The sequence below is a fragment of the Streptomyces qaidamensis genome (assembly GCF_001611795.1).
In the GTDB taxonomy this organism is placed as follows: Bacteria; Actinomycetota; Actinomycetes; order Streptomycetales; family Streptomycetaceae; genus Streptomyces; species Streptomyces qaidamensis.
This window is the reverse complement of record NZ_CP015098.1, coordinates 1589788-1603623: the sequence shown is the minus strand read 5'-3', so window position 1 is coordinate 1603623 and position 13836 is coordinate 1589788. Positions and strand designations below refer to the sequence as shown.

Annotated in this window: 9 protein-coding genes; 5 read left to right on the top strand and 4 right to left on the bottom strand. The window is 71.1% G+C overall.

All coding sequences use genetic code 11. The features are described from left to right. Positions 1-6: 6 nt before the first annotated feature. From A4E84_RS06885 to A4E84_RS06875, 3 genes are read left to right on the top strand one after another with little or no spacing between them, the layout of a single operon-like run. Positions 7-402 (top strand): DUF742 domain-containing protein, encoded by a 396-nt coding sequence (locus tag A4E84_RS06885; protein ID WP_062925694.1) that lies wholly within the window; start codon positions 7-9, stop codon positions 400-402. Between the two features lie 24 nt (positions 403-426). Further along, entirely contained in the window at positions 427-4101 is a 3675-nt protein-coding gene (locus tag A4E84_RS06880; RefSeq protein ID WP_062925693.1) for a hydantoinase B/oxoprolinase family protein, read from the top strand. After that, positions 4082-4687: a GTP-binding protein gene (locus A4E84_RS06875; protein ID WP_062925692.1), complete on the top strand. Its 606-nt coding sequence runs from the start codon at positions 4082-4084 to the stop codon at positions 4685-4687. Before A4E84_RS06880 ends, A4E84_RS06875 begins: the two co-directional genes overlap by 20 nt. 105 nt (positions 4688-4792) lie before the next feature. On the opposite strand, the gene glpK is transcribed toward A4E84_RS06875, so the two are convergent. The 3 genes from glpK to A4E84_RS06860 all read right to left on the bottom strand — a co-directional run bounded on the left by glpK (position 4793) and on the right by A4E84_RS06860 (position 9719). Beyond that, entirely contained in the window at positions 4793-6310 is a 1518-nt protein-coding gene (gene glpK, locus A4E84_RS06870; protein WP_062925691.1) for a glycerol kinase GlpK, read from the bottom strand. A gap of 18 nt (positions 6311-6328) precedes the next feature. Further along, on the bottom strand, positions 6329-7126 hold the full coding sequence (locus A4E84_RS06865; RefSeq protein WP_062925690.1) for an MIP/aquaporin family protein: 798 nt from the start codon (positions 7124-7126) through the stop codon (positions 6329-6331). 931 nt (positions 7127-8057) lie between these two features. After that, positions 8058-9719 (bottom strand): GGDEF domain-containing protein, encoded by a 1662-nt coding sequence (locus A4E84_RS06860; RefSeq protein WP_107308469.1) that lies wholly within the window; start codon positions 9717-9719, stop codon positions 8058-8060. Positions 9720-10052: 333 nt separating this feature from the next. Between A4E84_RS06860 and A4E84_RS06855 the strand changes: the two genes are divergently transcribed. Together A4E84_RS06855 and A4E84_RS06850 are read left to right on the top strand one after the other, a co-directional pair. After that, positions 10053-10862 carry a M15 family metallopeptidase gene (locus A4E84_RS06855; protein WP_062925688.1) on the top strand — a complete coding sequence of 270 codons (810 nt, stop codon included), beginning with the start codon at positions 10053-10055 and terminating at the stop codon, positions 10860-10862. A gap of 47 nt (positions 10863-10909) precedes the next feature. Next, positions 10910-11446, top strand: a complete 537-nt coding sequence (locus tag A4E84_RS06850; protein ID WP_033309743.1) for an NUDIX domain-containing protein — start codon at positions 10910-10912, stop codon at positions 11444-11446. 2 nt (positions 11447-11448) lie between these two features. Here A4E84_RS06850 and A4E84_RS06845 read toward each other — a convergent pair whose 3' ends face one another. Further along, positions 11449-13815, bottom strand: a complete 2367-nt coding sequence (locus tag A4E84_RS06845; RefSeq protein WP_062925687.1) for a glycoside hydrolase family 31 protein — start codon at positions 13813-13815, stop codon at positions 11449-11451. Positions 13816-13836: the final 21 nt, after the last annotated feature.

Here is a 13836-nt window from a genome sequence, read left to right as displayed (position 1 = left end):
GATGACATGAGCGCTGACGGTCAGGGAAGAAGCCACTGGTTCGACGACGATGCCGGACCGGTCGTCCGCCCGTACGCCATGACCCGCGGCCGCACCAGCAGTCAGGGCCAGCACCGCCTTGACCTGATCGCGGTCGTGGTCACGGAGCCACATGCGGACGATCCGGAAGCCGACCACATGCTCTCCCCGGAGCATGTGGACATCGTCGGACTGTGCCGCGACATCCCGCAGTCGGTCGCCGAACTCGCAGCGGAACTCGACCTGCCGATCGGGGTGGTACGGGTCCTCGTCGGAGATCTCGTGGATGCGGAATTCGTCCATGTGAACCGGCCCGTACCCCCTGCCGAACTGCCGGACGAGAGTATTCTGCGCGACGTGATCAACGGCCTCCGGGCGCTGTGAGCAGCGCGGAAGCGGGGTACTGACGTGACTGGCTGGCAGTTCTGGGTGGACCGAGGCGGCACCTTCACCGACGTTGTCGCCCGGCGCCCGGACGGCCGGCTGCTCACGCACAAGCTGCTCTCGGACAGCCCCGCGCGCTACGCCGACGCCGCGGTCGAGGGCGTCCGCACCCTGCTGGCCGGCTCCGGCGAGCCCGTCGACAGCGTGCGCATGGGGACGACCGTCGCCACCAACGCCCTCCTGGAGCGCAAGGGCGAGCGCACCCTGCTGCTCATCACCCGCGGCTTCCGCGACGCCCTGCGCATCGCCTACCAGAACCGCCCGAGCATCTTCGCCCGCCGCATCGAGCTGCCCGAGCTGCTGTACGAGCGGGTCGTCGAGGTCGACGAGCGCATCGCCGCCGACGGCACCGTCCTGCGGGTTCCCGACCCGGAGGCCCTCGCCGGGCCACTGCAGGAGGCGTACGAGGACGGGATCCGCGCCGTCGCGGTGGTCTGCATGCACAGCCACCTCCACCCGGCCCACGAACAGGCCGTCGGGGAACTCGCCGCCCGCGTCGGCTTCCCGCAGATCTCGCTCTCCAGCGAGGCCAGCCCCCTGATGAAACTCGTCCCCCGCGGGGACACCGCCGTCGTCGACGCCTACCTCTCGCCCGTGCTGCGCCGCTACGTCCGACAGGTCGCCGACGAGCTCGAAGGCGTACGGCTGATGTTCATGCAGTCCAATGGCGGCCTCACCGCAGCGGGGCAGTTCCGCGGGAAGGACGCCATCCTGTCCGGGCCGGCCGGAGGCATCGTCGGCATGGCCCGTATGTCGCAGCTCGCCGGCTTCGACCGGGTCATCGGCTTCGACATGGGCGGGACTTCCACCGACGTCTCCCACTTCGCGGGCGCGTACGAGCGCGTCTTCACCAGTCAGATCGCCGGCGTCCGGCTGCGCGCCCCCATGCTGGACATCCACACCGTCGCGGCTGGTGGCGGGTCCGTCCTGCACTTCGACGGCTCCCGCTACCGCGTAGGGCCGGACTCGGCGGGCGCGGACCCGGGGCCCGCCTGCTACCGCGGCGGCGGACCGCTCGCCGTCACCGACGCCAACGTCATGCTCGGCCGGATCCAGCCCGCTCACTTCCCGAAGGTGTTCGGACCCGACGGCGATCAGCCCCTCGACGAGACACTCGTCCGGGACCGCTTCACCGCCCTCGCCCGCGAGATCGGCGAGCAGACCGGCGACGACCGCACGCCAGAACAGGTCGCCGAGGGCTACCTGCAGATCGCCGTGGCCAACATCGCCTCCGCCGTGAAGCGGATCTCCGTCCAGAAGGGCCACGACGTCACCCGCTACGCCCTCACCACCTTCGGAGGGGCCGGCGGCCAGCACGCCTGTATGGTCGCCGACTCCCTCGGCATCCGCACCGTCCTCGTGCCCCCCATGGCCGGAGTCCTGTCCGCACTCGGCATCGGTCTCGCCGACACCACCGCCATGCGCGAGCAGTCCGTCGAGGCACCCCTGGAACCCGTCTCCATGCCCGGCGTCCGCAAGACCGCCGAAGACCTCGAAGCGGCGGCGCGCGCCGAACTCCTCGCCGAGGACGTCCCCGAGGAACGCATCGAGGTCACCCGTCGCGCGGAGCTCCGCTACGACGGCACCGACACGACCCTCACCGTCGAGCTGACCGAGCCCGAGAAGATGCGGCGAGCCTTCGAAGACCGTCATCGCGCCACGTACTCCTTCACGCTCGACCGCCCGATCGTCGTCGAAGCCCTCTCCGTCGAAGCCACCGGCATCACAGAATCCCCCGATCTCTCCGCTCTCGCCCCCTACGGAGCCACCACGGACGGCAGCCCCGCGGCGCCGCGCACCGTCCGCCTCCACACCGGCGGTGCCTGGCGCGACGTGCCCCTCCACCGCCGCGAGGACCTTCCCCCCAGCGACACTGTCACCGGCCCGGCGGTCATCACCGAAGCCGGCTCGACGACCGTCGTCGACGACGGCTGGCGGGCCGCGGCGACCGACGACGGGCATCTGGTCATGGAACGCGCCGCGATTACGCAGAGTTCCGATCTCGACACGAAAGTCGACCCGGTTCTGCTTGAGGTCTTCAACAACCTGTTCATGTCGATCGCCGAGCAGATGGGCGCCCGCCTCGAATCCACCGCCCAGTCCGTCAACATCAAGGAGCGCCTGGACTTCTCCTGCGCCCTCTTCGACCCGGACGGAAACCTGGTGGCCAACGCCCATCACATCCCCGTCCACCTGGGCTCGATGGGCACGAGTGTCAAGGAGGTCATCCGTCGGCGCGGCTCCCGCATGCGCCCCGGAGACACCTACGCCGTCAACGACCCGTACCACGGCGGCACCCATCTGCCGGACGTCACCGTGATCACGCCGGTCTTCGACACCCCACCGCCGGCCGCCACGGAGAGTGACAGGGCAGGAAGGGCGGGAAGCGACCCGGAGATCCTGTTCTACGCCGCCTCGCGCGGCCATCACGCCGAGATCGGCGGCATCGCCCCCGGCTCCATGCCCGCGGGCAGCCGCACCATCGAGGAGGAGGGCGTCCTCTTCGACAACTGGCTTCTCGCCGAGAACGGCCGCTTCCGCGAGGACGAGACTCTCCGCCTCCTCACCGAAGCGACCTACCCCTCCCGCAACCCGAAGACCAACCTCGCCGACCTGCGCGCCCAGATCGCCGCCAACCACAAGGGTGTCGAGGAGGTCGGCCGCATGATCGAGGACTACGGCCTCGACGTAGTCCAGGCCTACATGAGGCACGTCCAGGACAACGCCGAAGAGGCCGTACGCCGCGTCATCGGCGCCCTCGGCGACGGCGAATACGCCTATGAGACCGACTCGGGCGCCGTCATCCGCGTGGCCGTGCGCGTGGACCGCCGGAACCGTTCCGCGACGATCGACTTCACCGGCACGTCCGCGCAACTGCCCACCAACTTCAACGCCCCCTTCTCGGTCGTCAACGCAGCCGTCCTCTACGTCTTCCGCACCCTCGTCGCCGACGACATCCCCCTCAACGACGGCTGTCTGCGCCCCCTGCGTATCGTCGTCCCGCCCGGCTGCCTGCTCGCCCCCGAGCCGCCCGCAGCCGTGGTCGCCGGGAACGTCGAAACCTCCCAGGCCGTCACCGGCGCCCTCTACGCGGCGCTCGGCGTCCAGGCCGAGGGCTCCGGGACCATGAACAACGTCACCTTCGGCAACGAGCAGCACCAGTACTATGAAACCGTTGCCTCAGGCTCCGGCGCGGGCGACGGCTTCTCCGGCGCACCCGTCGTCCAGACCCATATGACCAACTCCCGCCTCACCGACCCCGAGGTCCTGGAGTGGAGACTGCCCGTGCGCCTCGAGGAGTTCGCCGTCCGGTGCGGGAGCGGCGGCGCCGGACGGTGGCACGGCGGGGACGGCGCGGTACGCCGCATCCGCTTCCTCGAACCCATGACCGTCTCCACCCTGTCCCAGCACCGCCGGGTCCCGCCGTACGGCATGGCGGGTGGCGAGCCCGGCGCTCTCGGCGCCAACCGGGTGGAGCACGCCGACGGCACGGTGACCGCACTCGGCGGCAGCGACTCCGCTGACCTCGTCACCGGCGACGTACTCGTCATCGAAACCCCCGGCGGCGGAGGCTACGGCCCGCCGTCGCCCGACCCCCATCAAGCAGGAGAAGAGATCGATGATCTTCGGGCGTTCTGAGCGCGGCAAGCCTCCGGTCGAGCCCGTCACGCTCAAGATCCTGGTGGCCGGCGGCTTCGGCGTGGGCAAGACCACGCTCGTCGGCGCGGTCAGCGAGATCAGGCCGCTGCGCACCGAGGAGCTGCTCACCGAGGCCGGGCGCCCGGTCGACGACACCAGTGGCGTGGAGGGCAAGCACACCACGACCGTGGCCATGGACTTCGGTCGTATCACCCTCCGCGAGGACCTCGTGCTGTACCTCTTCGGCACGCCCGGCCAGGAGCGGTTCTGGTTCATGTGGGACGAGCTCTCCGAGGGCGCACTCGGTGCCGTCGTCCTCGCCGATACCCGCCGCCTGGAGGACTGCTTCGCCGCCGTCGACTACTTCGAACGGCGCTCGATCCCCTTCCTCGTCGGCGTCAACTGCTTCGAGGGCGCTCCCCGTTACCCGATCGAGGACGTCCGCCAGGCCCTCGACCTGGACGAGGGCGTGCCGCTCATGATGTGCGACGCCCGCGACCGCGAGTCGGTCAAGGAGGCACTCATCGGCGTCGTCCAGCACGCCATGGCCTACGCGGCCGACCGACGCGAGGCCGTCACCGGCTGACGCGAGGCCGTCACCGGCTGACGAGCCCGGCCGGCGTACGCGGCCCGTACCCCCGCCGACCGGGGTACGGGCCGCCGTCGGAAAGGACGCTCCACGCGCGCGTGGTCAGCTGTCGCCCTCCTCCCAGCCGAAGCTCTTCTCCACGGCCTTGCGCCAGTTGTGGTACTCACGGTCCCGCACCGACGCCTCCATGTCCGGAGTCCACTCCACGTCCTTCTGCCAGTGCGCCTTGAGTTCGTCCAGGTCGTTCCACACACCGGTGGCCAGACCGGCCGCGTACGCGGCGCCCAGGCAGGTCGTCTCGGAGATCTTCGGCCGGACCACCGGGACGTCGAGCACGTCTGCCTGGTGCTGCATGAGCAGGTTGTTCTTGGTCATGCCGCCGTCGACCTTCAGGGTGGTGATGTGCACCCCGGAGTCCTGGTACATGGCGTCGACGACCTCACGGGTCTGCCAGCTCGTCGCCTCCAGCACCGCGCGCGCGAGGTGCGCCTTCGTGACGTACCGGGTCAGGCCGGTGATCACACCACGTGCGTCGGAGCGCCAGTACGGCGCGAACAGGCCCGAGAACGCCGGAACGATGTACGCGCCGCCGTTGTCCTCCACGCTCGCCGCGAGAGGCTCGATCTCGTCGGCCGTCCGGATGATGCCGAGCTGGTCCCGGAACCACTGCACCAGCGCGCCCGTGATGGCGATCGCGCCCTCCAGGCAGTAGACCGGCGCCTCAGTGCCGATCTTGTACCCCATCGTCGTCAGCAGTCCGCTCTTCGACGCCACCGGGCGGTCGCCCGTGTTGAGCAGCAGGAAACTTCCCGTGCCGTACGTGTTCTTGGCGGTGCCCACGTCATAGCAGGCCTGTCCGAACACGGCCGCCTGCTGGTCGCCCAGCGCGGAGGCCACCGGCACACCCGCGAGCTGGCCGACGGCCGTGCCGTACACCTCGGAGGAGGAGCGGATCTCGGGCAGCATGGCCTCGGGGATGTTCATGGCCGAGAGGATCGAGGAGTCCCACTGGAGGGTCTCCAGGTTCATCAGCATGGTGCGTCCGGCGTTGGTCACGTCGGTGACGTGCTGCCCGCCGTCCGTGCCGCCCGTGAGGTTCCAGATCAGCCAGGAGTCCATCGTGCCGAAGGCGATCTCGCCGCGTTCGGCACGCGCCCGGAGGTCGGGCACGCTGTCGAGCAGCCAGGCCGCCTTGGGCCCCGAGAAGTAGGTGGCCAGCGGCAGACCCGTCTGCTCGCGGAAGCGGTCCTGCCCGTCCGAGCCACCCAGCTGATTGCAGAGCGCCGCCGTCCGCGTGTCCTGCCAGACGATGGCGTTGTGCACCGGCTTGCCCGTGGAGCGGTCCCACAGGAGGGTCGTCTCGCGCTGGTTGGTGATCCCCATCGCGGACAGCTGGTCGGCCCTCAGGCCGGCCTTCGCGATCGCCCCTGCCACCACCGCCTGCACCTTGGACCAGATCTCGGTGGCGTCGTGCTCCACCCAGCCGGGCTTCGGGAAGATCTGGCGGTGCTCACGCTGGTCCACGGCGACGATCGCGCCGTTCTGGTCGAAGACGATGCAGCGGCTCGACGTGGTGCCCTGGTCGATGGCTGCGACGTACTTCGCGGAGTTGTCCGTCATGGCTACCCCTTCGGCTGGTCAGAAGGCTGCGTTGTAGATGAGCGCCCCGAGAATGCCGCCGACCGCAGGCCCTATCACCGGGACCCACGCGTACCCCCAGTCGGTGGTTCCCTTGTTCGGGATCGGCAGGAACTGGTGCACGATGCGCGGACCGAGGTCACGAGCCGGGTTGATCGCATATCCGGTGGGCCCACCGAGCGACAGGCCGATGCCTACGACCAGCAGGGACACCAGCAGGATCGAGATGCCGGAGCCGTAGATCCCCGCGGCTTCGCCCGGGATCGGGCCGATGCCGACTCCCTGGACGACCCTGTCGTCACCCACCAAGGCCAGGATGGGCAGCACCAGGGCGATGGTCGCCAGGATCTCCGTCATCAGGTTGGCGACCGGGTTCCGGATCTCAGGGATGGTGGAGAAGATGCCCAGGGTGGGAACCGGTTCGTCCACCGTGCCTTCGGTGGTGCCCGTCTTCCGCACGTTTGCCTGGAACTGGGCGAAGTAGATCAAGTAGGCGAGGACCGCGCCCAGCATGGCGCCCACGATCTGCCCGAGCAGGTAGATCCAGACCTTGTCCCACACGCCCGTGTCGACGGCCAGACCCAGCGTGACCGCCGGGTTGATGTGTCCCCCGGAGAGGGGAGCGGCGGTGTACGCGCCTGCCAGCACGCCGAAGCCCCAGCCGAACGCGATCACCACCCATCCGGCGGCTCGCGCTTTCGAGAATCTGAGGGTGACGGCGGCACACACGCCGGCACCGAACAGGACCAGAATCGCCGTGCCGATCATCTCGCCGACGAAAATGTCTCCGTTAGTCATGGCGGCTCCTCAGCCCTGGCCCGGGACGATCGGCCCCGGTTCTCACCTGCAGGGTGCGTTTCCCGTGGCTACTTCAGCCGGAGGCAGGGGTTCCGCGCCCCGCCCGGCATCCGTGACGAGCGTGCCGTCGCAGCCGAATCGCCCGTGGGGGAAAGGGCCTTGGCGCAGCGCATCCACGCGCCGCAGTGCCGGAATACGCCGCGTATGTACGGCGATGTCGACTGACACCGGAAGTGTTCACCGGCACCCAAGGGGCGTCAAGGTCGCCGACCGCAACGGTTGACGGCCATCCGACGGCGCCGGGCTCGCGCCGGGCCGACGGGCCGGTTGCTCGGCCATGGCGGCGCCCGGTCGGGTCGATGTTCAGATCTGTTCCGGACCCGCGCGGGCCTCGGTGAGCCGCGCGAGGCTTGGCTGATGGTGTCCGGCCTCCGCCGGGCTCCGCCTGGGGCGAAAGCCCGGCCGCACCTGACTCCTCGCTTGCTAGTGTCCAGGATTCACCTGACCTGGCGGTTTCTCAACCGCAGGAGTTCCGCGGGGCCGTGACCGCCGCGGAACGCCCCGGACGAGCCGTGTGCCGGCCGCCCCAGGCACGACCTCGACAGCGCCGCAATCCCGTGCGCCGAGCCCTCCTGGCGCAGTTGTCCATGGGCCGCGTACGCCGCGGATCCGGACTGTCGATCAGGGCCCGACTGTCTGCACCCCGCCGATCAAAGACCGGCCTGTCAGGGCCCCGCTGAGGGCGCGGGCGGCCGGGCCTGGATCTCGTCGGCGAGGACCCACGCCGGGACCGCAGACGAGCCCGTTCGGGCCGCAGCCGCAGCCGCAGCCGCAGCCGCAGCCGCAGCCGCAGCCGCAGCCGCAGCCGCAGCCGTGGCAGACGAGCCCGTTCGGGCCGCAGCCGCAGCCGCATCAGCGTCTCCCACACGCCTCAGACGCCCTGCACGCCCGTCTCGGCCGCCACCCCGCACCCCGCCGACGCCGGCGCCGGTCGCGAGCCCCTGCGGGCCTCATGGCCCGGCACGCCCGCCCGGCCCAGCACCCAACTCGCCCCGTGCAACGCCTTCGCCGCCTTCTTCAGCGGAGCCAGGCAGGCAGCCGCCTGCCGGTGGTCGGTCACACTGCCCGGCGTGCACAGCAACGTCGCGAGGGACAGCGTGACCGGCCGGCCCCCGGCCGACCAGTCGGCGTCCAGCAGGGAAGCGGCCAGCGGATCGAGACCGTCCGGATCGGCGAGCACCAGGAAGTCGTCCCCGCCGATGTGCCCCACGCGCGCTCCCTCCGTCGCGGCCCGTTGCAGCGCCCGGCCCACCGCCCGGATCAGCTCGTCGCCCGCCGCGAAGCCGGCCCCGTCGTTGACCTGCTTGAAGTGGTCGACGTCCAGCCAGCTCAACGCGAACGCCCGACCCGCAGCGATCCGCCGGTCCACCTCGCCGGTGATCGCGTCCGAGCCGGGCAGCCGCGTCAGCGGATTGAGCCCCGCCGCCTCCTCCACCCGTGTCTCCGCCAGCGCCCGCACGAGGTCCGCGAGCCGCACGGCCCCCACACATCGCCCGTACTCGTCCACCACGGCAACGTCGTCCGACGTACGGTCCTGCCCTCCGACCGCTACCACGTCCAGGACCTCCCAGGCCGTGGCGTCGACGCCCACCGTCCGCGGTGGGTCACCGAGCTTGGCCGCGGGCCGGTCGGCGTACAGGGCGTGTCCGTAGCGCCCCGACATCGACAGCAGGAAGCGGGAGCGGTGCACCGACCGGACCGGCACGCCGGTGGTGTCCACGAGCAGCACCCCGGACACGTCCGGCGACCCTGTCAGCAGGGCGCGCACCTGCCCCGCGGACGCGGTGGCCGGCAGCAGAGCGGCCGGCCGGACGAACTCCCGCACCGACGGCCCGGTTCGCGGAGCGGCCACCTCGGCGGGGGAGCGTGGCGGGACGTAGACGTCTGCGGCGGGCAGGCGCGCCGGCGGTGCGAACAGCTCCCCCTGCGCCAGCTGCGCCCCGCCCGCCAGCGCCGCCGCACACTGCCCCTCGGTCTCCACGCCCTCCACGGCCAGGAGCGCCCCCAGCCCGTCGCACAGCGTCCGCATCGACCGCACCACCGCCGGTCGTGCCAGCAGCGACGCGTCCAGCTTCAGCAGGCCGGGGGAGAGGTCCGAGAGCAGCCGCAAGGGCACGTCCCCCTCCCCGATCCCGTCCGCGCAGATCCGGAAGCCCTGCCCGCGCAGCGTGGCCACCGCCTCCAGCAGAGCCTGCTGCGGCACATGCGTGTACGGCGGGCAGAGATCGACCGTGACTTCCCAGGGCAGCCGCCCCGCCTCCCGCACTGCGTCATGCAGCGACGGGAGCCCGCCGAGGTCCGCGACTGTCCCGGCGAACACGTTGACGAACAGCGGAAGCAAGGTCTCCCTGCGCGCCGCCGCGCGAACCGCCGACACCGCCAGCCGGCAGTCGAGCCCGGGGTCCCGGCGGGCCTCGCCAAGAATGTCACCGGTCTCCGGCCGGGCGAGTATCTCCAGCCCCGCGACCGCGCCGGTCGTCAGATTGACCACCGGTTGGAAGGCGAAGCGGAGAGTGTCCGTCCAGGAGTGCACGGGAGCATGATTGACGCCACCGGCGTACGCCCAAGCGCAGTTCATGAGACGTTCACGCAGGATTCCGGGGCGATCACGCAGCGTATGGCTCAGGGCCGGGCGCTGCGGCATGACCCCGCACCAACGCGGCCAGGGCCCTCCTCTCCGAGCCGCTACAGGTCTGTGTGCACGCGCCACAGCGCCCTCCCCGCGCACCGGACATGACGACCCGTCGGAAATGTGCGCCATGGCCGGCCGAAAATCGGCAGCCCACGACCCCCCGGTCCGTCGGGCAGTTGCCGTGCCGCCCGCGATCCCCTTCCCCGGCGCCCTCACTCCTGATAGACGCAGGGCATGACACGACTCACCACCGTGGCACGGGCCCTGATCACCGCGTTCGCCGCCTTGCTGGCATCGACCGCCCCCACCGCGACCGCTCGGGCCGGCACCGATCCCAAAGCGCCGGAGGACTTCGTGGCGCTGAGAAGCGTTGACCCGACGATCATCCAGGAGATGCGCTATTTCACCCCGCACAACTGCGTCGGCGAGCGCATCGACGGCTACCGGCAGCCCATCTGCATCCTCACCCGCCCCGCCGCCGAAGCCCTCCACAAGGCCCAGCGGAAGCTCCTGCGCCAGGGCTACACGCTCAAGGTGTACGACTGCTACCGGCCACAACGGGCGGTGGACCACTTCGTCCGCTGGGCCGAGGATCTCGACGACGAGGCCATGAAGGACGAGTTCTACCCGAACGTCGACAAGACCCGGCTCTTCGCCGACGGGTACATCGCGGCGAAATCCGGCCACAGTCGCGGTTCCACCCTGGACGTCACACTCGTCAAGCTCCCGGCGAAGCCGACCCGGCCCTACCGCCCCGGAGAGCCCCTGGTGCCATGCTTCGCTCCCCAGGGCGAGCGGTTCCCCGACAACTCGATCGACATGGGGACCGGATTCGACTGCTTCGACACCCTCTCGCACACCCTCGACCCCCGCATCCAGGGCCTACAGCGCCACAACCGGCTGCTCCTCAAGAGCACCCTGGAAGGGCTCGGCTTCGTGAACCTGGCAGAGGAATGGTGGCACTACACCTTCAAGCCCGAGGTCTATCCGGACACCTACTTCGACTTCCCCGTCTCCAGGAAGTCGCTGACCAGCGCTCACTGAGCAGCCTGCTCGATGCGCCCTCTCCGTGATCGGCTACAGTCCGCCGCGTGTCCGAGAATCAGCACTCCGCTTCCAACTCCGCGCCGAACTCCCACTGTTCGAGCTGCGGAGCGCCCTACGGAGAGGGCGTCACCGGCTGGCCCCGCACCTGCCCGGTGTGCGGGGCCGTGGCCTACCGCAATCCACTCCCGGTCGCGGTGGCCCTCCAGCCCGTGTACGACACCCAGGGCACCGCCCTGGTCGTCATCACCCGAACCATCGCCCCCGCGCGCGGGGGAATCGCCCTGCCCGGTGGCTACATCGACGACCGGGAGGACTGGCGGCAGGCCGTCATACGAGAACTCCGGGAGGAAACCGGCATCGACGCCGCCGGCCGTGACGTACGGCTCGCCGACGCGATGAGCTCACCCGACGGACACCTGCTGCTGTTCGGTCTTCTGCCGGAGCGGCCCGCCGAGGGCCTGCCCTCCTCCGCCGCCACGGACGAGACAGCGGGCTGGCACCTCCTGCGCAGGCCCGAGGAACTCGCCTTCCCCCTGCACACCCTGGCCGTACGGGCCTGGTTCGAGGGCCGGTACATCTGAGCTCACCGCTCCACGGCCCCGCGGACGCGCACCGGATAGGGCGGCGCGCCCCCGCCGTCCTCACCCTCCCGCTCCACGACCACCCGCGAGCCCCTCCACCGAGCGGTGTAGCGCTCGATCTCCGGCTCGTCCCACCCGTCGCCACCGTCCGGCACCACCAGCCCGCCCCCGGTCCGCCCCAGGGCGGGCGCCCACACCTCCAGTTCCAGCCCCCCGTCCTCCCCACGCACCGGAAGCACGGCACCCGCGCGGGCCAACACGGGGATGCGTGACAGGGGCGCATCGACCAGCACCTTCCCCGGCCCTTCGTACGCCTGCCCTGTCGCGGTGTCGTACCAGCGCCCCCGCGGCAACTGCACCGCACGCCGGTCGGCGCCCGGGTCCAGCACCGGCGCCACCAGCAGGCTGTCACCCAGCAGAAAGGCGTCCTGACACTCCCGCAGCGCCCGCTCCTCCGGCGCCGTCCACCACAGAGGCCGCACATAGGGCGCTCCCGTACGCCGCGCCAGATGCGCCAGCGTCATGAAGTACGGCAGCAGCCGCCGGCGTTCGACGAGCGCCACCCGCGCGTGCTCCAGCACATCGCCACCGAACTCCCACGGCTCCCGGCGCCCCGCCCGCCGACTCGCATGCGTACGGAACAGCGGCAGATAAGCGCCCAGCTGGAACCACCGCAGGTACAGCTCGGGGGACGGATCCCCGTCGAAGCCCCCGACGTCAGGCCCCGAGTACGGGACACCGCACAGCCCGAGCCCCATCACCAGGGCCAGAGAGGCCCGCAGCCCCGGCCAGCCGGTGGCCACGTCCCCCGACCACGTCCCTCCGTAGCGCTGCATGCCGGCCCATCCGGAGCGGGAGAACAGGAACGGCCGCTCCTCGGGAGCGAGCTTCCGCAGCCCCTCGTAGGCCGCCCTGGCCATGCACAGGGCGTACACGTTGTGCGCCTCGCGATGGTCACCGCCCCGCCCCTCCAGGGAGTGCCGGGCCGACCGCGGCAGCGTCGACTCACCGAAGGCGGTGAACGACGTGGGTTCGTTCAGGTCGTGCCAGAAGCCCGAGAAGCCCTGGGCGAGCCGCTCCTCGTAGAGCCCGCCCCACCACGCACGCACACGCGCGTGCGTGAAATCGGGAAACACCGCCTCCCCGGACCACGCGACCCCCTCCACCACGCCCCCCGAGGCGCCCCTCACGAACGCGTCCTCGGTGGTCCCACCGTCGTACACCTCATGGCCGGGCAGGGCCTTCACAGCCGGGTCGACGATCGACACCAGCCTGACGCCGTCCCGCCGGAGCTCCTCGGCCAGGACGGACAGCTTCGGGAAGCGGTCCTGGTCGACGGTGAAGACCTGATGTCCCTCCAGGTGGTCGATGTCCAGGTGCACGGCATCCAGCGGCAGACCGTGTTCCAGGTATCCCGTGACGATCCGCCGCACCTCCTGCTCGCTGCCGAACCCCCACCGCGCGTGATGGTGCCCGAGCGCCCACGCGGGCGGCAGCGCGGGCGCCCCGGTGAGCGACGCCCAGGCGAGCAGCACGCGCGCGGGAGTGCCCACCATCACCCAGCAGCGCAGCGGACCACCGTCCATCCGCAGCTCGCTCGTCCCGGCACGGTCGTGCCCGGAACCCGCGCCCTCCTCGCCCTCCCGCAGCGTCACCGTGCCGTCCCACGAGCTGTCGTGGAACGCCAGATGCGTACCTCCGTCGCACACCACCAGCTGCACCGGCATCGTGATGTACAGCGGGTCGTCACCAGGCGAGAAGGAACGGCCCGGATCGGTGTTCCACAGCCGGTACGTCCCGTCCGGCAGCCGAGGACCCGAGGCACGCCCCCCGAGTCCGAAGAACCGCGCGTCGGCGCCTACCTCGGACCGCTGCATCCAGCGCGCCGGGCCACCACCGACCGGCTCCCACCACCGCGGCGGCAGATCACGCCGCAGGCTCACACCACCCGGAGTGAGCACCTCCACCGCACCGTGCCGCGAGACCACCACCGTCGCCCGCTCGGCCACCACACGCCAGCCGCCGTCCTTGTCCGGCTCCAGGACCGCACGCGGATCGGGCTCCGGGCAGCGGCCGGCCAGCGCGTACGACGGCTCGGGCTCCGCCCCGTCCCAGCCCCAGAACACGGCCCCGTTCACGGCGACCAGAATCCGCAGCTCCGACCGGCTGAACCGGACGACACCGCCCCCCGGCCCCGGCTCCGCGTCCTCCACGAGCCCGGGCACCCGCGCACGCTCCGCCCCCCGTGCCGGCAGCCCGGTGGCGTCGGCCCGGTGCCTGCGCCACGCTGCTCGTACGGTACGCACACCCTGCGCCGCCCCCACCGAAGCCACCGCTCTCACCGAACGCACCAGGTCACGACCGTTCATGCTGCTCACCCTGCCACTGAC